The sequence below is a fragment of the Bradyrhizobium sp. BR14999 genome (genome assembly GCF_056106085.1).
In genome coordinates this window covers 1,089,916-1,112,170 of sequence record NZ_CM148536.1, presented here as the reverse complement: position 1 = coordinate 1,112,170, position 22,255 = coordinate 1,089,916, and the positions used below count along the sequence as shown (strand labels likewise).

Below are 22,255 nucleotides of genomic sequence, written 5' to 3'. Positions count from 1 at the left end.
ACTCTCGATCGTAGGGTGGGCAAAGGCGCGTCTTCGCGCCGTGCCCACCATCTTTCAATCGAATGGTTTTGGTGGGCACGCTTCGCTTTGCCCACCTTACGGCAGCGTCAATGCGTCATGCGCAGCTCGCGCTCGCGCTGGATCACTTCGGTGGCGAGCCGCAAGTAAGCTTCGCTGCCGACGCATTTGAGATCGTAGACCAGCACCGGCTTGCCGTAGGACGGCGCTTCCGAGATGCGCACGTTGCGCGGGATCATGGTCTTGTAGACTTTCTCGCCCATGAACTGGCGGACGTCGGCAACGACCTGGTTCGAGAGGTTGTTGCGCGAGTCGAACATGGTCAGCACGATGCCGTGGATCGACAGGTTCGGATTGAGCGTCGAGCGCACCTGCTCGACCGTCTGCAGCAATTGCGACAGACCTTCGAGCGCGAAGAACTCGCATTGCAACGGCACCAGGATCGCATCGGACGCCGCCATCGCATTCACCGTGAGCAGGTTGAGCGAGGGCGGGCAGTCGATCAGCACATAGGTGTAGTCGGCGTCCGGCGAGACGTTGTTGTTGAGCGCGCCGATGGCGTCGCGCAGCTTGAAGGCGCGGCCGGGCGTGGTGCCGAGCTCGAGCTCGAGGCCGGAGAGGTCCATGGTCGAGGGCGCGATGTGCAGCCGGGGCACCGCGGTCGAGACCACCGCCTCGCGCAAGGCGGCTTCGCCGACCAGCACGTCATACGTGGAGCAGGAACGGTTGCGACGATCGATGCCGAGGCCGGTCGAGGCGTTGCCCTGCGGGTCGAGATCGACGATCAGGACACGTTCACCGATCGCCGCGAGCGCCGTGCCGAGGTTGATCGCTGTGGTTGTTTTTCCCACGCCGCCCTTCTGATTCGCCAGCGCCAGGATGCGCGGGTGGCCATGCGGCACCTCATTGGTCTCTTGGGCGTCCTGTTCTTGCTGCGGCTCGTCAATCACGCTCATCGCAAATTCCCCCACTCAGGCCCCTGAACGCCTCACCCGCGCCGTTCGACGGACGTCAGTTCCACGATCCACCCGTCACCGGTGCGGCTTGGATGGAGCTGAGTCTGAATATTCCAATATTTAGCGGCTTCGGTCAATTCAGCCTCTACATCTTGACCCTTGAGAAACAACGCCTTTGCGCCCTGGCGCATCAGCGGCTCCGCAAAGCCGATAAGTTGATGTAACGGAGCCAACGCGCGCGCGGTGACGCAATCGACGGGGCCGGTGATTCTATCCACATTATCCCCGATCTCAGCGAGATGTACGAGCCCCGGAGATGTGGTGACGCGAATCGCCTCGCGCAGGAATGCGGCCTTCTTGGCGATTCGCTCGACGAGATGGACGCGGGCATCCGGCGTCCCGGCCATGGCGCAGGCGAGCACGACGCCCGGAAAGCCACCGCCGCTGCCAAGATCGGCCCAGCGTTTTGCCGCCGGCGCGAGATCAACGAGCTGAAGCGAGTCGGCGATGTGCCGGGTCCAAAGATGGGGCAGCGTCGAGGGCGCCACCAGGTTGGTCTTGGCCTGCCACTCCCGGAGCAAGGCGATGTAGCGATCGAGCCGGTCTTCCGTTTCATGTGAAACGGGCGCGAGCTCGAGCGCCGCGATCTTGTCGGCAGCGATGACCGCGTCCAGTGATTGATCTGTGGCGCTGGCCTTGTCGACCTTCGGTCTGGTCGGCCTCGGTTCGGGTCGACCACCGGCGCCCTCACCCGCCGCGGATTTTCTTGATGACGATCTGCCGCCTCTCGGCCCGCGCTGTTTCACGTGAAACGCCTATGCGATCGCCTTTGAGGTCTTCCGTGCCTCGCGCCGCAGATAGGCAGCGAGAATGCCAAGCGCCGCCGGCGTCATCCCATCGATCCGGCCGGCCTGGCCGACCGTGAACGGCCGGGCCTTTTCCAGCTTGGCCCGCACCTCATTGGAGAGACCGGGGACCTGCTGGTAGTCGACCTCAGCCAACACCATCCCCTCGTCGCGCCGGAAGGCTTCGACATCAGCGCTCTGTCGCTCCAGATAGACGTCGTATTTGGCGTCGATCTCGAGGTGGGTGGCGATGACAGGGTCGATCGCCGACAGCTCCGGCCAGATCGCGCGGACCTGGCTCCAGCCAATATCTGGATACGCCATCAGCTCGAAGGCGGACCGGCGCTGGCCATCGCGGTTCAGGGACAGTCCGTGCTTGATCGCCTCGTTCGGGGTAATCGCGAGCGACTTCGAGAGCGTCCGGGCTGCGTTCAGGGCATCCATCTTGGCGCGATGGTGCTGCATCCTGGCAGTGCCGACACACCCCAAGGCGATGCCCTTCTCGGTCAGACGCTGGTCGGCGTTGTCGGCCCGCAGCGTCAGCCGGTATTCGGCCCGGGAGGTGAACATCCGATAGGGCTCGCTAATCCCGCGCGTGACGAGGTCGTCGATCATCACACCGAGATAGCCATCCGCCCGGTCGAACACGATCAGCGCGGCCCCGCTCGCCGAGAGCGCGGCGTTCAACCCGGCCACGATGCCCTGCCCGGCGGCCTCTTCGTATCCGGTAGTGCCGTTGATCTGCCCTGCCAGGAACAGACCGCGCAAACGCTTGGTCTGGAGGGTCGGATCGAGTTCGCGGGGATCGATGTGGTCGTATTCGATGGCATAGCCCGGACGGACCATCTTCACCCGCTCCAGGCCCGGAATGCTGGCGAGGATCGCGAGCTGGACCTCTTCGGGGAGCGAGGTCGAGATGCCGTTGGGATAGACGGTCGTGTCGTCGAGCCCTTCCGGCTCCAGGAAGATCTGATGGCCATCACGGTCGCCGAAGCGGACGATCTTGTCCTCGATCGACGGACAATAGCGCGGACCGGAGCTCTTGATCTGGCCGGAGTACATCGGGGAGCGATGGACATTGGCGCGGATCACCTCATGGGTCGCCGAGGTGGTCCGGGTGATCCCGCACTGGATCTGCGGGGTCGTGATCCGCTCCGTCATCACTGAGAACGGCTCCGGTGGTTCGTCTCCGGGCTGCATTTCCACCGCCGACCAATCGATCGTGGTGCCGTCCAGACGGGGCGGAGTCCCCGTCTTCAGCCGCCCGAGGGTAAAGCCAGCGCGCTCAAAGGAGCCGGAAAGCCCCATCGCCGGTGCCTCCCCGACGCGACCGGCGGGCCAATTCTTCTCGCCGAGATGGATCAGACCGCGCAGGAAGGTGCCGGTGGTGACGACAATCGCCCCTGCCCGAAGCTGCCGGCCATCAGCCAGGCGCAGACCGGTGACCCGGCCTTCCACCACGATCAGCTCGTCAGCCTCACCCTCGATGACGGAAAGACCCTCGGTTTCCCTGATCGCGGCCTGCATCGCGGCCGCATAGAGCTTCCGGTCGGCCTGAGCGCGAGGACCACGGACAGCCGGACCCTTGCGGCGATTGAGGACGCGAAATTGGATGCCGCCGGCGTCGCTGACCCGGCCCATCAGACCATCGAGAGCATCGACTTCGCGGACCAGATGGCCCTTGCCGAGGCCGCCAATGGCGGGGTTGCAGGACATGGCGCCGACGGTGGAGAAACGGTGCGTCACCAGAGCTGTCGTTGCACTCATCCGCGCAGCAGCAGCCGCGGCTTCACAGCCGGCGTGACCGCCGCCAATGACGATGACGTCGAAACTCTCTCGCTCTGTTCGCATGAGCGGACTTCTAGCTCAGAGGCGGAGAAGCCGGAAGCGGAAACTGGCGAGGGCGGATGTTTCACGTGAAACGGTGGGGGCGGGAAGGCGAAAGCGATTTCGTGAAAACAACCCCATGCACAGTAGAAAGGGCGTTGAACGACAGTTGTTTCACGTGAAACGAGAGCGCTTCGATGGGGTTGGGGATTGCAAAGCCGTCATTGCGAGGAGCCCTTGCGACGAAGCAATCCAGTCTGCCTCCGCGGAGAGACGCTGGATTGCTTCGCTGCGCTCGCAATGACGGGCGGGGCGTTGCTCTTGCTCCCTGTTTAAATGCCCGGGGATCGAAGCATTGGCGAGATTGAGCGCTAGGTTTTTCCGGCTCCCGGCCGTCATTGTCTTCGGGCTTAATTGAAGAGGGCTAAGGCCGAAACCTGTTTCACGTGGAATAAACGGTCCCCGCCGTTTCACGTGAAACGCAAGAAATGGAACAAGCGCTAGTCCTACAATGAAGAACTAGCACTACTTTCCGATACAGAATTTCTGGAAGATGGCCCCAAGGACGTCTTCGACATCCACCCGGCCCAGCAGCCGACCCAGGGCATAGGCGGCGGCCCGTAGTTCCTCGGCGGCGAGTTCTTCGCCCTCTTCTACAAGCTCCAAGCTTCGGCGCAAGCTGTCTGCCGCTTGGCGCAACAGGTCGCGTTGGCGCGCCCGGGTCACCAATGCGCCCTCGCTGGTCCCAAAGAATTCAGAGGCAAATGTCACCATCGCGTCGACCAGCTGAGGAATGCCATCGCCCCGGCTCGCCGAGATATCGAACTCGCTGCGCCGCCCGGCTTCCCCCACCCCACCGAGATCGATCTTGTTGCGCACGATCCAGATCGAGCCACCGGTCCGATCGCCTTCGCCGGCCTTCCACAGCGACCGCGCCGCGTCGGGATCGATGGCCTGCGATCCCTCCACCAGCCACAGTACGAGATCTGCGTCTTCGGCCCTAGCCCGTGCCCGGCGCACGCCCTCTTGCTCGACCGGGTCATCGGTCTCGCGAATGCCGGCGGTGTCGATCACCGTCACGGGGTATCCGTCGAGATCGAGCTGCACCTCGATCACATCGCGTGTGGTGCCGGCGTGCGGCGAGACGATCGCGACCTCGCGGCGGGCGAGTTGATTCATCAGCGTCGACTTGCCGACATTCGGCTCGCCGGCGATCGCAACCACTAGGCCATCGCGCAGACGTTCAGCTTGTCCCTGTGCCGCAAGGACTTCCGCAATTTCACCATGCAGCGCTCGGATCGCCTTGATGGCCGGCGCCAGGAGCTCGGCAGGCACATCGCCCTCGTCCGAGAAATCGATGCCGGCTTCGATCAGGGCAGAAGCCTCGATGATGCGCTCACGCCAATCGCGCGCGCGATGGCCGAGCAGGCCTTGCAATTGGCGCAGCGCCTGACGCCGCTGGCGGTCGGTGTCGGCGTGGATGAGATCGTCGAGGCCCTCGGCCTCGGTGAGGTCGAGCTTGCCGTTCTCGAACGCGCGCCGCGTGAACTCACCAGGCTCGGCCGCCCGCGCATTCGGTATATCAGAAATAGATGCGAGAAGCGCCGAGAGCACCGCACGTCCGCCATGGACGTGGAATTCGGCGACGTCCTCGCCGGTCGCGCTTGCCGGTCCCGGAAACCAGAGCACGACTGCGTCGTCGATCGGTTGGCCCATACCGTCACGGAGCAATCGGCGGCTGGCCTGCCGCGGCGCAGGCAGCGTACCCGTCAGCGTCGTCAACACCACGCCGGCCTGCGGCCCGGAGACGCGCACCATCGCAATCGCGCTCGGCGGACGGCCGGACGACAGCGCAAAGATGGTCTGGTCTTGCGGATGCATGGCCTATTTGTCCGGCTGCGGAAGAAAAGGCAAATCCACCATTTCGAACGCCAAGTGGCCTAGTTTTGCTGCGCCAAGTCCCGCAGCAAAGGATTATATTGCGATGCAATAAAACTGCGGCAATTTTGCTGCAGGATCCAGCCGCTCAGGCCCAGCAGGCTCAACCAGATTCAATCTTATTGTATTCTGTCAAAGGCTTAACCGAAAATCGGGGTCGAGCGAGAGGGCCGCTAATCTGCTGCAATTCGCCGCAGCAAAGCTGCACAATGAAAAAGGGCGCCCGAAGGCGCCCTCCACTTTTCGCTGCACTGCATTCAAGTATTCATCGAGTCGAAGAACTCCGAATTGCTCTTGGTCGAGCGCAGCTTGTCGAGCAGGAAGTCGATCGCATCCATGGTGCCCATCGGGTTGAGGATGCGGCGGAGCACGTACATTTTCTTGAGCACCTGCGGATCGGTGATGAGCTCCTCCTTGCGGGTGCCGGAGCGCGAGATGTCGATCGCCGGGAAGGTGCGCTTGTCCGAGACCTTGCGGTCCAGGATCAACTCCGAGTTACCGGTGCCCTTGAACTCTTCGAAGATGACTTCGTCCATGCGGCTGCCGGTATCGACCAGCGCGGTCGCGATGATTGTCAGCGAGCCGCCCTCCTCGATGTTGCGGGCGGCACCGAAGAAGCGCTTCGGGCGCTGCAGCGCGTTGGCGTCGACACCGCCGGTCAGCACCTTGCCGGATGACGGCACCACGGTGTTGTAGGCGCGCCCCAGTCGGGTGATCGAATCGAGCAGGATCACGACGTCGCGGCCATGCTCGACCAGGCGCTTGGCCTTCTCGATCACCATCTCGGCGACCTGAACGTGGCGCACCGCCGGCTCGTCGAAGGTCGAGGACACCACCTCGCCCTTCACCGAACGCTGCATGTCCGTGACTTCTTCCGGACGCTCGTCGATCAGGAGCACGATCAGATAGCAGTCCGGGTGATTCGCGGTGATCGAATGCGCGATGTTCTGCATCAGCACGGTCTTACCGGTGCGCGGCGGCGCGACGATCAGCGCGCGCTGACCCTTGCCGATGGGCGCGACGATGTCGATCACACGTGCGGAGAGATCCTTGCGCGTGGGATCGTCGATCTCCATGCGGAAGCGCTGATTCGGAAACAGCGGCGTGAGGTTGTCGAAATTGACCTTGTGCTTGGCCTTTTCCGGATCCTCGAAATTGAGCGTGTTGACCTTCAGCAACGCGAAATAGCGCTCGCCCTCTTTCGGGCTGCGAATATGGCCCTCGATGGTGTCGCCGGTGCGCAAGCCAAAACGGCGGATCTGCGAGGGCGAAACATAGATGTCGTCAGGGCCTGGCAAGTAATTCGCATCGGGCGAGCGAAGAAAGCCGAAGCCGTCGGAGAGCACCTCGACAACGCCCTCACCGACGATGTCGGTTTCCTGAATCGAGAGCTGCTTTAGGATGGCGAACAGCAGCTCCTGCTTGCGCAGGGTGCTGGCGTTCTCGACCCCTTTCTCTTCCGCGAACGAGACGAGCTCGGCCGGGGTTTTCGACTTGAGGTCCTGGAGTTTAATTTCCCGCATTGGGGTGGTCCTGTGGGGTAACCTTGGAAGGGGGTGCGAGGTGGCTCTGAAATGCGGACGCGAGCAGGTGCAGGTAAGGTCCGCAGGTCTGGCAAGGTGAGTGCCGGTGAGGCTTCAAACCTGATGCGGTGTCCGGCCTCTGGAAAGCTCGGACACAACCACATCCGCCTGCGTTGGGTGGGATATCGATAATATAGAAAATCGCTTCCTGCTCCGCAAGCCGAAGCGCTGAGCGATTCGTCGCGCGCCTTGCCTAGAACGGCTTCACGATCACCATGATCACGATGAAAATCATCAGGACGGTCGGCACCTCATTGATAATTCGATAGAATTTCTGGGTCCGCGGGCGCCGGTCGGCGGCGAAATCCTTCAGCCAGCGGGAAAAAAAGCCGTGGACCGCGGACATTGCCAGGACCAGTGCCAGTTTTACGTGCAACCAGCCGGAGCTGAACCAATGGCCGGACCAGGCGAGATAGAGCCCGGCGAGCCAGGTGACCATCATGGCAGGATTGATGATCGCCTTGAGCAGCCGGCGCTCCATGACCTTGAATGTTTCCGACTGCTTCGATCCGATTTCGGCCTCGGAGTGATAGACGAACAGCCGCGGCAGATAGAGCATGCCCGCCATCCAGGAGATGACGGCGATCACGTGCAGCGCCTTGATCCACTCATACATGCCGGCAGCCTTCCATTCTTGTTTTCGACCCGCTTTGCCGACGCGAACCGGGATCCATTCTGCTCGAAACCGCTTTCTGCTCACCGAACAGTGGATGGAAGGTGTCCGGTAAGAATTCATTCATAGATTTGGGCGCACACACATATCCGCGTGCTCGGCTCTTCTAAACCTAAAAATTTTAGAATCTTAAGGTTTGAGTCTTTGTGACCGTGGATTGGACTCACACAATTCGGTCCGCCGCTTCACGCGCGCTTGTTCACATCCATCAACATATCCTGTGCCGATCTGGGCCGTCGAAATAAGTGACCCGAGCTCAGGGGCTTGCGCCCGCTTGTCGGCAGCTTATCAAGAGGGTTGTCCGCGCAATCCTGTTTCCGCGCCGGACGGCCGGCAAACTTGTTCTGACAGGCAGCGGTGTGAAGAAAATTGGCCGTTGTCCCGTCCCTGGTGTCGCACATCCCTTTCCGAGAGGTTAAGCTCCACAGAAATCCACAAACTGCCCCACCAAAATTCAAAGAGTTTTTGTGCCGACCTCGAACAACTATTTCCATCTGCACCTGGTCTCCGACTCCACGGGCGAGACGCTCATCACCGTGGCGCGCGCGGTCGCGGCTCAATATGCCAACGTGACGCCGGTCGAGCATGTCTATCCGCTGGTGCGCAGCCAGAAGCAGCTCGATCGCGTGCTCGACGAGATCGAGGAGGCGCCGGGAATCGTGCTGTTCACGCTGCTGGAGAAGGATCTGGTCTTCAGGCTCGAGAACAAGTGCAAGGAGATCAACGTTCCGAGCCTGTCCATCATCGGCCCGGTGATGCAGCTGTTTGAAGCGTATCTCGGCGCTGCGACCACGGGTCGCGTCGGCGCCCAGCACGTGCTCAATGCGGAATATTTCAAGCGCATCGATGCGCTGAACTACACCATGATCCACGACGACGGCCAGCATGTCGAAGGTCTCGACGAGGCCGACGTGGTGCTGGTGGGTGTGTCCCGCACCTCGAAGACGCCGACGTCGATCTATCTCGCCAATCGCGGCATCCGCACCGCCAACGTGCCGCTGGTTCCGGGCATTCCGGTGCCCTCGCAATTGGAAACGCTGACGCGGCCGCTGGTCGTCAGCCTGCATGCGACGCCGGAACGGCTGATCCAGATCCGTCAGAATCGCCTGCTCTCTATGGGAGCCGAGTCCGGCAGCGACACCTACACCGACAAGCAATCGGTCACCGAGGAGGTCGCGTTCGCGCGCAAGCTCAGCGCCAAGCATGATTGGCCGCTGCTCGATGTCACAAGACGCTCGATCGAGGAAACCGCCGCGGCGATCATGAAGCTCTACACCGATCGCCAGCGCAACCGGCCCTCGGAATAGTTCTCGCGATGGGTCTGTGGCGCGGCACATCTCCGTTGATCCTGGCCTCGCAAAGCAGCGCGCGGAAAATGCTGCTGGCGAATGCTGGCTTCGAATTCGAGAGCGTGACGGCTGACATCGACGAGCGCGGCCTTCAGGCTGCGTCGAAACGTTCAAACCCGCGCGAAATTGCTCTGCTGCTGGCATGTGAGAAAGCCAAGGCAGTCTCGGCTCTTCATCCCGGAAGCTATGTGATCGGCGCCGACCAGACCCTGGCTCTTGGCGAGCGCCTCTTCAACAAGCCCGCCGGTCGTCCCGAGGCGATGGCGCAGTTGCGCGATCTCGCCGGCAACAGCCACGAGCTGAATTCAGCGGTGGCGGTAGCGCATGATGGAAAGATTGTTTTCGAGGATGTTTCGGTAGCCCGCATGACCATGCGGCAAATGACCGAGGCCCAGCTTTCAGCCTATCTCGATGCCGCCGGTGACGCCGTCACGACCAGTGTCGGCGCTTATCAGCTCGAAGGGCTGGGTATTCATCTGTTCGAGCGCATCGAGGGCGACCATTTCACCATTCTCGGCCTGCCGCTGCTGCCGCTGCTTGCGTTCCTGCGCCGCGAGCGGCTAGTTGCGGTGTGAACGACAGACATGGCTGGGCGCTGATGCGGATCCTGGGACTGACCGGCTCGATCGGGATGGGCAAATCCACCACCGCGAAATTGTTCGCGGAGGCTGGTGTTCCCGTCTACGACGCCGATTCCGCTGTTCATCACTTGTATGAGGGCGAAGCGGCTCCCGCGATCGAGGCTGCCTTCCCCGGCACGACCATCAACGGCAAGGTCGACCGCTCCAAACTGTCCGCGCGCGTCGTGCACGATCCCGCCGCGATCAAGCAGCTCGAGCAGATCGTCCATCCAATGCTGGGCGAGTCCCGCAAAAAATTCTTCGCCGAGGCCGAAGCGGCCAAGGTCCCCGTCGTGGTCCTGGACATTCCCCTCCTGTTCGAAACCGGCGGCGAGAAACGGGTCGACGCCGTGGTCGTGGTCTCGACCTCGCCGGAACTTCAGCGCGCGCGGGTGCTGGCGCGCGGCACGATGGACGAGGCAAAGCTCGACGCCATCATCGCCAAGCAGATGCCCGACGCCGAAAAGCGCAAGCGCGCCGATTTCGTGGTGGATACCTCAAACGGGCTGGACCCGGTGCGTGCTCAAATCAAGCACATCCTGGCCGAGGTCGTTAAGATGCCGCAGCGGCGAGCCTGATTCGCCGATTTTTGCACGGCCATCTCAATCATGCGCGAAATCGTTCTCGATACCGAAACCACCGGCCTCGATCCGCTCCGCGGCGATCGCCTGGTCGAAATCGGCTGTGTCGAGATATTTAACCGCATGCCGACCGGACAAACCTTCCACCGCTACATGAACCCCGAAAGGGACATGCCCGCGGAGGCCTTCGCAGTGCACGGGCTATCGGCCGAATTCCTGTCGACCAAGCCGCTGTTCCACGAGGTCGTCGACGAGTTTCTGGAATTCATCGGCGATGCGCCGCTGGTGATCCACAACGCCTCGTTCGACATCAGCTTCATCAATGCCGAGCTCGATCGGATCAAGCGCGCGGCGATCCCGCGCGAGCGGCTGGTCGATACGCTGCTGCTGGCGCGGCGCAAGCATCCCGGCGTGTCGAACCGGCTCGACGATCTCTGCTCGCGGTATGCGATCGACAATTCACACCGCACCAAGCACGGCGCGTTGCTCGACGCCGAGCTCCTGGCCGAGGTCTATGTCGATCTGGTCGGGGCGCGGCAGTCGCAGTTGCTGCTGGCCTCGGATACCGAGGAGATTCGCGTCAGTGCGACCGGCGAAGCGCCGCGGCGACAGCGCCTGGTGCCGCTTGCGCCGCGGGTTTCCGATGCCGAACGCGAGGCCCACCGGGCCTTCATCGCAACGTTTGGCGACAAGGCGATCTGGAACGAGTACCTGCCCGCTCCAGCTGCCGTGGCGGCCGGTTAGGCCTGACCGGCTTGGCCCTGAGCGGCCATTTGCCGCTCCATGTTCTGACGATAGAGACCGACGAAGTCGACCGGATCCAGCATCAGCGGCGGGAACCCGCCGTCGCGGACGGCGGTCGCGATGATCTCGCGCGCGAACGGGAACAGCAGGCGCGGGCACTCGATCATGACCAGCGGATGCAAATTCTCCTTCGGCACATTGGCGATCCGGAACACGCCGGCATAGGCGAGCTCGAACGAGAACATCACCTTGCTCGCCGCCTCGGCCTTGCCCTCGACCGACAACGTCACCTCGAACTCCTGTTCGCTGAGGTTGTTGGCGCTGACGTTGATCTGGATGTTGATCTGGGGCGGCTGGCTCTGCTGCTGGAGCGAGCTCGGCGCGTTCGGATTTTCGAACGAGAGGTCCTTGGTATATTGCGCCAGCACGTTGAGCTGGGGAGCCTGGGCCGCCTCGGGAGGGGTGCCGTTACCGTTGGTCATGAAAGTCTCTCCTTACCCGATTTGGGCTGAATTTCGCGGCGGTTGGCTAACATAGGGCCGCCTCATTCCACAAGGACGAACGACCCCGGGTGAGATATCGGAGCCGCGCCCGCACCTGTGCCCTTCACCCCGGTCTTTTGCGCGAAATTGCGCCCTAAACGATTGAACAAGCGCGATTTCCGGGCACGATCGGGTTTCCCCTTAAGCATAAAACGCGCTACACTCAGCGCTGTGCCAAAAGGCGCCATTGGCCGGGCAAGATTTCGTGCCTACATCCCAGGGACCAGACGCGCGGACCTAAATGGTGATGTAGACTTGCCGTTTCGGTATGGAACGGTCTACTGGCCGGATTGATTTTCCCGGCGACGACCTCAAATCGAAGACCCAAAGCAAAGACCAGAAAGCGAATACGACGTGGACATCTACACTATCATTTTCCTGGCGCTGGCGGTCTTTATCTTTCTGCGGCTGCGCAGCGTGCTGGGACAGCGCACCGGCAGCGAACGGCCGCCGTTCGACCGCAATGCGCTCCAGGGTGCCCAGGACAAGAACGTCGTGACCATGCCGGGCAAGGTGATCGACCAGGCCCCGCTGGCGCCGACGGCCGAGCCGGCCCCGCCCGCCGACCGCTGGAAGGGCCTGGCCGAGCCGGGCACCCCGCTCGCGCAAGGTCTCGACGCCATCGTCGACAAGGATTCCACTTTCGACCCGCGCCATTTCATCTCGGGTGCCCGTGGCGCCTATGAGATGATCGTGCTGGCCTTCGCCAATGGCGACCGCCGCGCGCTGCGCGACCTGTTGTCGTCGGAGGTCTATGAGAGCTTCGATGCCGCAATCAAGGAGCGCGAGAAGAACGAGCAGAAGACCGAGACGCGTTTCGTCTCGATCGACAAGGCTGAGCTCGTCGGCGCCGAGCTGCGCGACCGCACCGCTCAGCTCACCGTGCGCTTCGTCTCGCAGATGATCTCGGTCACCCGCGACAAGGCCGGCAACATCGTCGACGGCAGCGCCGACACGGTCGCCGACATCACCGACATCTGGACTTTCGCCCGCGACACCTCCTCTCGCGATCCGAACTGGAAGCTGGTTGGCACCGGAAGCGCGAATTAAGATATTCTTGAAGAACAGCGCGACGGCGCTTTGCGCAGGTGTCGTCGTGCTGTCGTCGTTTTCGCTCGGCGCTGAGGCGGCGCGGCGCCACTACCGCAGCCACCACCATCATCCTCCGACATTGCCTGCCGCCCCGCCGCGGGCCTTGCCCTATCCGCAGCTTCCCCTGCCGTTCGAGATTTCCGGCGCGCAATATCTGCCGCTGGCCTGGGCGGACGTGAAGGGCTGGAGCGAGGACAATCATCTCGCCGCCTACAAGACGTTCCGTGCGAGCTGCCGGTCGATCAACGCGCAGACCGGCGTATCCGAGCCGAAGGCCGAATCCAAAGCTGAGTCCAAAGCACTTGGCGCCTCGCTGAGCGAGCCCTGCCGGGCCGCCAAATCGCTCGCGCTCACCGACGACGCCAAAGCCAAAACCTTCTTCGAGCAGAATTTTGCGCCCTTGCGCATCTCGCGCCTCGGCGAGCCCGACGGCTTCGTCACCGGCTATTACGAGCCGGTGCTCGAGGGATCGCGGACCCAGACCGACGTCTACAACGTTCCGGTCTATCGCCGGCCGTCCAACCTGTTCGTGCGCGGCTACAAGCAGGACTCGGTCAGCCTGCCCAACAAGGGCCCGGTCTATCGCAAGATCGGCCGCCGCAAGCTGGTGCCCTATTACGATCGCGGCGAGATCGAGGACGGCAAGATCGCCGGCCGCGGGCTGGAGATCGCCTGGCTCAAGGACCCCACCGATCTCTTGTTCGCGCAGATCCAGGGCTCGGCGCGGATCAAGTTCGACGACGGCGGCACGGTCCGGCTCAATTACGACGCCTATAACGGCTATCCCTACACGGCGGTAGGTCGCATTCTGATCGAGCGCGGCATCATTCCGAAGGAAGAGATGTCGATGCAGAAGATCAGGGAATGGATGACGCAGAATCCCGACGGCGCCAAGGAGCTGCGCCGCCAGAACCGCGCCTACATCTTCTTCCGCGAGGTCAATCTCTCCGACAAGGAGGAGGCGGTGGGCGCGCAGGGCATTCCGCTGACGGCCGGCCGCTCGATCGCGGTCGACAAGTCGCTGCACGTCTACGGCACGCCATTCTTCATCGAGGGCGAGTTGCCGATCGATTCCGAACGCGCCAAGACACCGTTCCACCGGCTGATGATCGCGCAGGACACCGGCTCGGCCATCATCGGACCTGCGCGCGCCGATCTTTATTTCGGCGCGGGCGCGGACGCCGGCCGCGTCTCCGGGCGGCTGCGCCATCCCATGCATTTCGTGATGCTGGTGCCGAAGGGCCTCGATCCCAGCGCGCGCGGCGCGAGGCTACCGGTGCCGGACCCGCGTCCCTCGGAGAAGATCGCAAAGCTGTTTCCGCAGACCGACCCGGCGAAGGATCCGAAGAACGCGGCGTCGTCGGCGCAAGCTGCTGAATCAACCAAGGCTGGCGCGCCCTCGCCTGCCGTGCCACAAGCCAAGGACGCCACCGTTGCGGTGGCGAGCCCGGTGCCGCTGCCGGAGCCGCGTCCCAACATCAAGCCCGACCGCGAACAGCGCAAGCGCGTGAATCGTCGTCCCCACCCGCAGCAATGAAGCGATCATCCCGTCCGCCCGTGCTGGAGCCGCGTACTTCACCGCGCCGCCGTGCGCTGAGCGAGGAGGAGCGCGCACTGTGGGACAATGTTGCGAAACAGGTCAAGCCGCTGAGGAAGTCTCGCGTGACGAAGGCGCCGGCCGCGCCGCGCGGTGAGCCATCACCGACGATCCCGTCCGCAAGACCCGCGCCGACCGCAAGGCCGGTCGCCGCTGCGCCGGTGCCGCGCGTCGCAAAACCGTCCGTCCCGCCATTGGCGCCGATCGGCAAGCGCGAGCGCGCAAAGCTGTCGCGCGGGCGCAGCGAGATCGAAGCGCGGCTCGACCTGCATGGCATGACCCAGACGCGCGCCCATCGTGCGTTGACCGGCTTCCTGCACCGCGCCCAGCACGACGGCCTGACCTTCGTCCTGGTCATCACGGGCAAGGGCCGCAGCGGCGGCGAAAGCGGCGTGCTGCGCCGCCAGGTTCCGGAATGGCTCAGCCTGCCGGAATTCCGCGCCTTCGTCGTCGGCTTCGAGGAGGCCCATATCGGGCACGGCGGCGAAGGTGCGCTATATGTGCGGATTCGGCGGGCGAGGCATTAACCGCGGACTCGCTGCAACCTCTCCCGCAAGCGGGAGAGGGAGCACACTGCCTAAAACGGCCGGATGATTCCGACGCGCGGGATCAGCGTGATGATCAGGCCGAAGGTGTTCGTCTTCCGATCCTCGGCCGGAATCGGCGGCGTCTCGTGTGTGGCGGGAAGCATCTTCACCGCATGCAGGATCAGGAACATGCAGACCGCCCAGTTCGAGATCCAGCGCGAATAGTCGAACACCATCGCGAACATCACGAGATAGGCGAGGCTGATGCCGATCAACGCCGTGAGGACGAGGCGCCGGTGCATATCCTTCGCAAGCGCGTCGATCAGGCTCGCAAGATAGCGCCACAACGGCGTGTGCAGCCAGATCAGTAGCGCAAACACGGGCACGCCGAGGATGTTGTGCGGCAGCCGGCCCCAGGTGTCGGCAACCTCCTTCGCCAGCGGCTGATACCAGATGTAGCTGAACTGCAGCAGATCGGTGCGGGATGGATCGGCCATCCGGCTCTTGAGATACGCGACGAAATCCGCTTCCGGGATCGGCATCGTTCCCAGAAACTGCGCCGCGAAGAACAGCGCGGAGACGATGGCAAAAGCGGCGACACCGAACGTGATGTTGGTGCGATTGCAGCCGCAAGCCAGGTAATGCCTGATCACGACGATGGTGATGATCGTCGGCACATACATCAAGAGATGGATGTGATGGATCAACACGAGCACGATCGAGAACGACGCAGCCGTCGCCACGAAGAGCAGCGAGCCCGCCGGCATCAGCAAGAGGACGATCGCCAGCGCGCAGCCATAGATGTCGAAATGGCCGAGCGTATGCATGAAGTTCTTGAGGAAGAACGGCGAGCCCGCGGTGAAGACGAACAGTGGCAGCGTCTTCGCGGTGAAGCCGAACGTCTTCTGGAACAGCCTTGCGTACAGCCCCAGCGTCGCCAGCCACGTCACGCCGCCGAGCGCGAACACCAGCCATACCGGCACCTTCGCCGTGAACAGCGCGACGACCGCCCCGATCAGCGCGCGCTTGATGAAGCCGAAATGGTAGTCGACGATGAGATGGATATAGGGGACGTAAGGCGGCAGCTGAATCTTGTGGACGAAGACACCGACGAGGACGGCGGCGTTGATCGCGAGCAGCAGGCGCCAGGGGTTTTGCCGGAGGCTAGCGGGCACGCCGCACCTGCGCATTGGCGGCCAACTCAGCCGTCGTCCCGGACAAGCGAGCATAGCGAGCGCTGATCCGGGACCCATAACCACAGAAGGTCGTTTGAGCCGAGATCGGAGTCGCCATCTGTTTCAACAAGGACCGCCGGGGGTAATGGGTCCTGGCTTTCGCCAGGACGACGGCGGAATAGATACAGCGCCGGGGCAAAATTACAAAATAAACCGGCTCAGATCGGCATTCTTGGCGAGGTCGCCAACGTGCTTCTGCACGTAGTCGGCATCGACCCGGACCGTCTCGCCATTGCGGTCGGGGGCGGTGAAGGAGATCTCGTCCAGCACCCGCTCCATCACGGTCTGGAGCCGCCGCGCGCCGATGTTCTCGACGGCGGAATTGACGGCCACGGCGACGTCTGCCAGCGCATCGACCGCGCCATCGGTGATGTCGAGCGTCACGCCCTCAGTCTGCATCAAGGCGACATATTGCTTGATCAGCGAGGCTTCGGGCTCGGTCAGGATGCGGCGCATGTCGTCGCGGGTCAGTGCCTGCAATTCGACGCGGATCGGCAGGCGCCCCTGCAATTCCGGCAGCAGGTCGGACGGCTTTGCGACGTGGAAGGCGCCGGAGGCGATGAACAGGATGTGGTCGGTCTTGACCGCGCCGTGCTTGGTCGAGACCGAGGTGCCCTCGATCAGCGGCAAGAGATCGCGCTGCACGCCCTCGCGCGAGACATCGCCGCCGACGCGGCCGTCGCGGGCACAGATCTTGTCGATCTCGTCCAGGAACACGATGCCGTTGTTCTCGACCGCGCTGATCGCCTCCAGCGTGAGCTGCTCGGTGTCCAAGAGCTTGTCGGATTCCTCGTTGACGAGGATCTCGTGCGAGCCCTCGACGGTCAGCCGCCGCGTCTTGCTGCGGCCGCCCAGCTTGCCGAAGATGTCGCCGATCGAGATCGCACCCATCTGCGCGCCCGGCATGCCCGGGATCTCGAACATCGGCATGCCACCGCCGGACGACTGCGTCTCGATCTCGATTTCCTTGTCGTTGAGCTCGCCGGCGCGCAGCTTCTTGCGGAAGGATTCGCGGGTTGCGGAAGAGGCATTGGCGCCGACCAGCGCATCGAGCACACGCTCCTCGGCCGCTAGCTGCGCCCGCGCCTGCACGTCCTTGCGCTTGCGTTCACGCACCTGGACGATCGCGACCTCGACGAGATCGCGCACGATCTGCTCGACATCGCGGCCGACATAGCCGACCTCGGTGAACTTGGTGGCTTCCACCTTCAGGAACGGTGCATTTGCGAGCTTGGCGAGCCGTCGCGCGATCTCGGTCTTGCCGACGCCGGTGGGGCCGATCATCAGGATGTTTTTCGGCAGCACCTCCTCGCGCAAGGAGCCTTCGAGCTGCTGCCGCCGCCAGCGGTTGCGCAGCGCGATCGAGACGGCGCGCTTGGCATCGGCCTGGCCGACGATGAAACGGTCGAGTTCGGAAACGATTTCGCGGGGGGAGAAGTCTGTCATGGCACCTTAGCTAGGGTCAGATGCGCCCTGGGACAAGCCGCTTTTTTCGGCCATCAGATGATCGGCGGACCGGATTGCCATTGCTTCACGGCGTCCACCGGATGGATCAGCATCAGGATATTGAGTGTCAGATTGTCGCGAATGTGGAGCGCCAGCATGATTTCGAAGGCGAGCCCGACCAGAATGGTTACTGACACCGGCAGCACACGGGCAACGAGGAACCCCAGCACCATGAAGACCGTGTCCGAGACCGAGTTGACGATGCTGTCGCCGTAATAGTCCAGCGAGATCGTACCGGCGCGGTAGCGTTCGATGATGAACGGCGAGTTCTCGACGATCTCCCAGGTGCCTTCGATCAGCATGGCGATGATCAGCCGCGCCGGCCATGACAAAGGCAGCGCGGGCAGTCGCGCGAACAGCAGCCAGCTCAAACCGTAGAACAGAAAGCCGTGCAGGACGTGCGAGAAGCTGTACCAGTCGGCGATCTGCTGGGAATTCTCCGAGCTGTTCACCACGCCATGCCACAGCTTGATCGTGCCGCAGGTGCAGATCGGCACGCGTCCCATCGCGAACAGGATCGAGGCCTGCAGCGCCAGCAGCAGCAGCGCGATGCCGACCCAGGCGAGCGGCGGTACCGCGACCTTGCTCTGCTGCGTGCTCGTCAGCGTCACGATTCACGCACCATCAACACCGCCGGTCCATCCGGCGTCTCGACCATGCGGTCGCGGACGAAGCCCGCCTTCTCGTAGGCGCGTATCGCGCGCGCGTTGAGCGGATCAGGATCGGTGACGATCCGCGGCACCCCGTTCCGCAGCTGCGCCTCGACGAACTGGCGAATGAACGCCGAGCCATGGCCGCACGCGATCATGTCGCTTTCGCCGATGAACTGGTCGATTCCACGCGTGCCCTCCGGTTGCGGCCCGGATCCCGTATTCCAGGCGGTCAGGCGGTAGCATTGAAGATAGCCGAAGGGCCTGTTGCCGGCCAACACGATGAACTGGTCCATTGCGGGTTCAGCGAGGTCGCCGCTGACCAGCGCAAGCTGCTCATCGGGATCGCCCCACCATTCCCGCACATGGGTCTCGGCCAGCCACCGCCGGATCAGCGGCAAATCGGCCGCGGTCATCGGGCGGAAGATGTAGGTTATGGCCATTAGCTGGCCGCGGCGATGCTGCGCCCCCTCTCCCGCTTGCGAGAGAGGGTTGGGGAGAGGGTGTTTCCGCAATGGGATAGTCCCGACGAGGAGAGAGCCCTCACCCGCGCCCTCGGCGCGACCTCTCCCGCAAGCGGGAGAGGTTGCAGCCAGTCCGGAGCTCAGCCGCAGGCCCTACCCTGTCGCCAGGCTCTCGATGGTCACATTCCGGTTGGTGTAGACGCAGATGTCGGCGGCGATGTCGAGGGAGCGGCGGACGATGGTCTCGGCGTCCTTGTCGGTATCGAGCAGGGCGCGGGCCGCGGCGAGCGCATAATTGCCGCCGGAGCCGATCGCCATCACGCCGGCCTCGGGCTCAAGCACGTCCCCGGTGCCGGTCAGGACCAGCGAGACGTCCTTGTCGGCCACGATCATCATGGCCTCCAGCCGCCGCAGATAGCGGTCGGTGCGCCAGTCCTTGGCCAGTTCGACCGCTGCGCGGGTCAGCTGCCCCGGATATTGCTCGAGCTTGCTCTCCAGCCGCTCAAAGAGCGTGAAGGCGTCGGCGGTGGCGCCGGCAAAGCCGCCGATGACGTCGCCCTTGCCGAGCTTGCGGACCTTCTTGGCGTTGGACTTGATCACGGTCTGGCCGATCGAGACCTGGCCGTCGCCGCCGACGACCACCTTGCCGCCCTTGCGGACCGTCAAAATCGTGGTGCCGTGCCAGCCCGGCGAGCTGTTCTGGGAAACCTGCATGAATGACCCTCGTTGTCGGGCCTGATTTAGGCGGTCGGGGCCGAAGGGACAACCAGCGGACAACAGGCGGACAACCGGCGCACAACGGGCCGCTCCGGGCCTAATTCGCTCACCATAGGCAGAAGTAGAGGCCCGGCTACCCGTTCCCGCAGTAGCGAAGGCGTCATTTGGCTGTTAAAAGACCGGCGTTTTCGGCCCCGAACTAGGATGAAAGCTAGTTTTGATGCGCACCGCGACGATCAAGCGCAAGACCAAGGAGACCGACATCGAGGTCACTGTGAACCTCGATGGCACCGGCGTGGCCAATATCGCGACCGGCATCGGCTTTTTCGACCATATGCTCGATCTCCTCGCCCGCCATTCCCGCATCGACCTCACGGTCAAGGCGGTGGGCGACCTGCACATTGATCATCACCATACCACCGAAGACACCGGCATTGCGCTCGGCCAGGCGGTCAAGCAGGCGCTCGGTAACATGGCGGGCATCACCCGCTACGCCGGCGTGCACATGCCCATGGACGAGACGCTGTCGCGCGTGGTCATCGACATCTCGGGTCGCCCGTTCCTGGTGTTCAAGGCCGACTTCCCCCGCGACAAGATCGGCGAGTTCGACACCGAGCTGGTGCGCGAGTGGTTCCAGGCCTTCGCCATCAACGCCGGCGTGACTCTTCACGTCGAGACCCTATATGGCGATAACAGCCACCATATCGCCGAGTCCTGCTTCAAGGGTCTGGCGCGGGCGCTGCGCACTGCGGTCGCGATCGATCCGAAGGCTGTGGGCGAAATCCCGTCCACCAAGGGCTCGCTCGGCGGCTGACGTCTCGGTCCGGCGGCGGGCGCCGCCTCCGGTATCACTGAATTCAGAGAACGGGGCATCACCATGCCTGTCTACACGGTTCATGCTCCCTCTCCTGCCGGAGCCGATCTGCGTGCCACCGACAAGTTCGTCTTCGTGCGCGACGGCTTCCACTTCTGGGCGATGATCTTCGGCCCGGTCTGGCTGCTGTGGAATCGGCTGTGGCTGGCGCTGATCGGCTGGCTGATCTTTATGGCCGCGTTCAATGCGGGGCTGTCCAGCCTCGGTCTCGGGCGCTCGTCGATCTTCTACGCGAATCTCATTGTCGCCCTGCTGATGGGCTTTGAGGCCTCGAGCCTGCGCCGCTGGACTCTTTCACGCGGCAGGTGGCGGCAGCTCGACGTCGTGATTGCCGACAAAGAGGACACCGCCGAGCACCGCTTCTTCGAGCGCTGGAGCCAGAAGCAGCACGGCATCGTCAACGATCAATGGGCCGTCGATCGCGGCGGCCCGCCGCCGACCCGCAGCGTACCGGGTCAGCAATTCTCGAACCCGCCGCCATTGCCGGCGGGCGGCATCATTGGGTTGTTTCCAGAACCGGGAGGGTCAAGATGAGCGTCGCCATCATCGATTACGGTTCCGGCAACCTGCATTCCGCCGCGAAAGCCTTCGAGCGCGCCGCGCGCAGCCTGGACAACCCTCAAAAGGTGTTCGTTACCAGCGATCCGGACCAGGCCTACAGCGCCGACCGTCTGGTGCTGCCGGGCGTCGGCGCCTTTGCCGATTGCCGGCGCGGACTTGATGCCGTCAACGGCATGGTCGAGGCGATCACCGAAGCGGTGCGCGTCAAGGCGCGGCCCTTCTTCGGCATCTGCGTCGGCATGCAGTTGATGGCAAGCCGCGGCAAGGAGCATGTCACGACGGACGGCCTGAATTGGATCGGCGGCGATGTCGAGAAGATCACGCCGCGCGACGAGAACCTGAAGATCCCGCACATGGGCTGGAATACGCTGGAGGTTTTGCGCGAGCATCCGGTGCTGAACAAGCTGCCGCTTGGCCCTAAGGGCCAGCACGCCTATTTCGTGCACTCCTATCACCTTAATCCCGCCAACGAGGCGGACGTGCTGGCGCGCGCCGATTACGGCGGCCCTGTCACCGCGATCGTCGCGAAGGACACCGCGATCGGCACGCAATTTCACCCCGAGAAGAGCCAGCGTTTCGGCCTGGCCCTGATCTCGAACTTTTTGCGATGGAAACCGTGATCCTCTTCCCCGCGATCGACCTCAAGAACGGCCAATGCGTGCGCCTCGAGCAAGGCGACATGGCGCGCGCGACCGTGTTCAACCTCGATCCCGCGGCGCAAGCGCAGAGCTTTGCCGAGCAGGGTTTTGAGTATCTCCATGTCGTCGACCTCGACGGTGCCTTTGCCGGCAAGCCGGTGAATGCCGAGGCCGTCGAGGCGATGCTGAAGACGATCAGGATCCCGGTGCAGCTCGGCGGCGGCATTCGCGATCTCGCGACCGTCGAAGCCTGGCTCGACAAGGGCATCACCCGCGTCATCATCGGCACCGCCGCGGTGCGCGATCCCCAGCTGGTGAAGGCTGCGGCGAAGAAATTCCCCGGCCGCGTCGCGGTCGGTCTCGATGCCCGCGACGGCAAGGTCGCGGTCGAAGGCTGGGCCGAGACCTCGCAGGTCACGGTGCTGGAGATCGCAAAGCGTTTCGAGGATGCCGGCGTTGCCGCCATCATCTTCACCGACATCGCGCGCGACGGGCTGCTCAAGGGCCTGAACTTAGACGCGACCATTGCGCTGGCGGACGCGATCTCCATTCCCGTGATCGCCTCAGGCGGCCTCGCCTCGATCGAGGACGTCAAGGCGATGCTGACGCCGCGCGCCAAGAAGCTCGCTGGCGCGATCGCCGGCCGCGCGCTCTACGACGGCCGGCTCGATCCCGCCGCCGCCCTCACCCTGATCCGCAACGCGTACTAGGAGACATC

Annotated in this window: 23 protein-coding genes; 11 read left to right on the top strand and 12 right to left on the bottom strand. The window is 63.4% G+C overall.

Annotation, left to right across the window (positions count from 1 at the left end; genetic code table 11):
• Positions 1-107: 107 nt before the first annotated feature.
• The 6 genes from ACR9YP_RS05225 to hemJ form a co-directional block, all read right to left on the bottom strand.
• Entirely contained in the window at positions 108-974 is an 867-nt protein-coding gene (locus tag ACR9YP_RS05225) for a ParA family protein (protein WP_091882627.1), read from the bottom strand.
• Between the two features lie 32 nt (positions 975-1,006).
• Positions 1,007-1,648 (bottom strand): 16S rRNA (guanine(527)-N(7))-methyltransferase RsmG, encoded by a 642-nt coding sequence (rsmG, locus tag ACR9YP_RS05220; RefSeq protein WP_474220998.1) that lies wholly within the window; start codon positions 1,646-1,648, stop codon positions 1,007-1,009.
• A 141-nt stretch (positions 1,649-1,789) separates the two neighbouring features.
• A complete protein-coding gene (mnmG, locus tag ACR9YP_RS05215; RefSeq protein ID WP_438103707.1) occupies positions 1,790-3,670 on the bottom strand; it encodes a tRNA uridine-5-carboxymethylaminomethyl(34) synthesis enzyme MnmG in 1,881 nt (626 codons plus the stop codon).
• Between the two features lie 501 nt (positions 3,671-4,171).
• Positions 4,172-5,527, bottom strand: coding sequence for a tRNA uridine-5-carboxymethylaminomethyl(34) synthesis GTPase MnmE (gene mnmE / locus ACR9YP_RS05210; protein WP_438103708.1), 1,356 nt, complete (start codon positions 5,525-5,527; stop codon positions 4,172-4,174).
• A 314-nt stretch (positions 5,528-5,841) separates the two neighbouring features.
• Positions 5,842-7,107 carry a transcription termination factor Rho gene (rho, locus tag ACR9YP_RS05205; protein WP_091882608.1) on the bottom strand — a complete coding sequence of 422 codons (1,266 nt, stop codon included), beginning with the start codon at positions 7,105-7,107 and terminating at the stop codon, positions 5,842-5,844.
• 253 nt (positions 7,108-7,360) lie between these two features.
• Positions 7,361-7,783: a protoporphyrinogen oxidase HemJ gene (hemJ, locus tag ACR9YP_RS05200; RefSeq protein ID WP_091882604.1), complete on the bottom strand. Its 423-nt coding sequence runs from the start codon at positions 7,781-7,783 to the stop codon at positions 7,361-7,363.
• 524 nt (positions 7,784-8,307) lie between these two features.
• Here hemJ and ACR9YP_RS05195 point away from each other — a divergent pair.
• The 4 genes from ACR9YP_RS05195 to dnaQ are packed head-to-tail and all read left to right on the top strand — an operon-like array spanning position 8,308 to position 11,134.
• Positions 8,308-9,147 carry a pyruvate, water dikinase regulatory protein gene (locus tag ACR9YP_RS05195; protein ID WP_091882598.1) on the top strand — a complete coding sequence of 280 codons (840 nt, stop codon included), beginning with the start codon at positions 8,308-8,310 and terminating at the stop codon, positions 9,145-9,147.
• An 8-nt stretch (positions 9,148-9,155) separates the two neighbouring features.
• Positions 9,156-9,764 (top strand): Maf family nucleotide pyrophosphatase, encoded by a 609-nt coding sequence (locus tag ACR9YP_RS05190; RefSeq protein ID WP_438103711.1) that lies wholly within the window; start codon positions 9,156-9,158, stop codon positions 9,762-9,764.
• Between the two features lie 23 nt (positions 9,765-9,787).
• The gene (gene coaE / locus ACR9YP_RS05185) at positions 9,788-10,387 is read left to right on the top strand and encodes a dephospho-CoA kinase (protein ID WP_438110469.1); all 600 of its coding nucleotides are present in this window, start codon (positions 9,788-9,790) and stop codon (positions 10,385-10,387) included.
• Positions 10,388-10,417: 30 nt separating this feature from the next.
• Positions 10,418-11,134: a DNA polymerase III subunit epsilon gene (dnaQ, locus tag ACR9YP_RS05180; RefSeq protein ID WP_091882592.1), complete on the top strand. Its 717-nt coding sequence runs from the start codon at positions 10,418-10,420 to the stop codon at positions 11,132-11,134.
• Here the strand turns inward: dnaQ and secB are convergent.
• Entirely contained in the window at positions 11,131-11,616 is a 486-nt protein-coding gene (gene secB, locus ACR9YP_RS05175) for a protein-export chaperone SecB (protein WP_091882589.1), read from the bottom strand. The two genes, dnaQ and secB, sit on opposite strands and share 4 nt — an antisense overlap.
• Before the next feature lie 414 nt (positions 11,617-12,030).
• Here secB and ACR9YP_RS05170 point away from each other — a divergent pair, with 414 nt between their 5' ends.
• From ACR9YP_RS05170 to ACR9YP_RS05160, 3 genes are read left to right on the top strand one after another with little or no spacing between them, the layout of a single operon-like run.
• On the top strand, positions 12,031-12,726 hold the full coding sequence (locus ACR9YP_RS05170; protein WP_474219144.1) for a Tim44/TimA family putative adaptor protein: 696 nt from the start codon (positions 12,031-12,033) through the stop codon (positions 12,724-12,726).
• A complete protein-coding gene (mltA, locus tag ACR9YP_RS05165; protein ID WP_474219143.1) occupies positions 12,704-14,305 on the top strand; it encodes a murein transglycosylase A in 1,602 nt (533 codons plus the stop codon). Before ACR9YP_RS05170 ends, mltA begins: the two co-directional genes overlap by 23 nt.
• Positions 14,302-14,892 carry a Smr/MutS family protein gene (locus ACR9YP_RS05160; RefSeq protein ID WP_438103713.1) on the top strand — a complete coding sequence of 197 codons (591 nt, stop codon included), beginning with the start codon at positions 14,302-14,304 and terminating at the stop codon, positions 14,890-14,892. The genes mltA and ACR9YP_RS05160 overlap by 4 nt, the downstream gene beginning before the upstream one ends.
• 50 nt (positions 14,893-14,942) lie before the next feature.
• Here the strand turns inward: ACR9YP_RS05160 and ACR9YP_RS05155 are convergent, their stop codons facing one another.
• From ACR9YP_RS05155 to hslV, 5 genes are all read right to left on the bottom strand, one after another.
• Positions 14,943-16,082: a hypothetical protein gene (locus ACR9YP_RS05155; protein WP_474219142.1), complete on the bottom strand. Its 1,140-nt coding sequence runs from the start codon at positions 16,080-16,082 to the stop codon at positions 14,943-14,945.
• A 186-nt stretch (positions 16,083-16,268) separates the two neighbouring features.
• The gene (hslU, locus tag ACR9YP_RS05150; RefSeq protein WP_091882581.1) at positions 16,269-17,573 is read right to left on the bottom strand and encodes an ATP-dependent protease ATPase subunit HslU; all 1,305 of its coding nucleotides are present in this window, start codon (positions 17,571-17,573) and stop codon (positions 16,269-16,271) included.
• Between the two features lie 53 nt (positions 17,574-17,626).
• A complete protein-coding gene (locus tag ACR9YP_RS05145) occupies positions 17,627-18,244 on the bottom strand; it encodes a DUF2585 domain-containing protein (RefSeq protein WP_474219141.1) in 618 nt (205 codons plus the stop codon).
• Positions 18,241-18,726 carry a GNAT family N-acetyltransferase gene (locus ACR9YP_RS05140; protein ID WP_474219140.1) on the bottom strand — a complete coding sequence of 162 codons (486 nt, stop codon included), beginning with the start codon at positions 18,724-18,726 and terminating at the stop codon, positions 18,241-18,243. The genes ACR9YP_RS05145 and ACR9YP_RS05140 overlap by 4 nt, the downstream gene beginning before the upstream one ends.
• A gap of 174 nt (positions 18,727-18,900) precedes the next feature.
• Positions 18,901-19,461 carry an ATP-dependent protease subunit HslV gene (hslV, locus tag ACR9YP_RS05135; protein ID WP_091882572.1) on the bottom strand — a complete coding sequence of 187 codons (561 nt, stop codon included), beginning with the start codon at positions 19,459-19,461 and terminating at the stop codon, positions 18,901-18,903.
• A 223-nt stretch (positions 19,462-19,684) separates the two neighbouring features.
• Between hslV and hisB the strand changes: the two genes are divergently transcribed.
• The 4 genes from hisB to hisA all read left to right on the top strand — a co-directional run bounded on the left by hisB (position 19,685) and on the right by hisA (position 22,247).
• Positions 19,685-20,278, top strand: a complete 594-nt coding sequence (hisB, locus tag ACR9YP_RS05130) for an imidazoleglycerol-phosphate dehydratase HisB (protein ID WP_091882569.1) — start codon at positions 19,685-19,687, stop codon at positions 20,276-20,278.
• Positions 20,279-20,341: 63 nt separating this feature from the next.
• Positions 20,342-20,872, top strand: a complete 531-nt coding sequence (locus ACR9YP_RS05125) for a DUF2628 domain-containing protein (RefSeq protein WP_474219139.1) — start codon at positions 20,342-20,344, stop codon at positions 20,870-20,872.
• Positions 20,869-21,519, top strand: coding sequence for an imidazole glycerol phosphate synthase subunit HisH (gene hisH / locus ACR9YP_RS05120; RefSeq protein WP_091882563.1), 651 nt, complete (start codon positions 20,869-20,871; stop codon positions 21,517-21,519). The genes ACR9YP_RS05125 and hisH overlap by 4 nt, the downstream gene beginning before the upstream one ends.
• Positions 21,507-22,247 (top strand): 1-(5-phosphoribosyl)-5-[(5-phosphoribosylamino)methylideneamino]imidazole-4-carboxamide isomerase, encoded by a 741-nt coding sequence (gene hisA, locus ACR9YP_RS05115; protein WP_438103723.1) that lies wholly within the window; start codon positions 21,507-21,509, stop codon positions 22,245-22,247. The genes hisH and hisA overlap by 13 nt, the downstream gene beginning before the upstream one ends.
• The last annotated feature ends 8 nt before the right edge of the window (positions 22,248-22,255 follow it).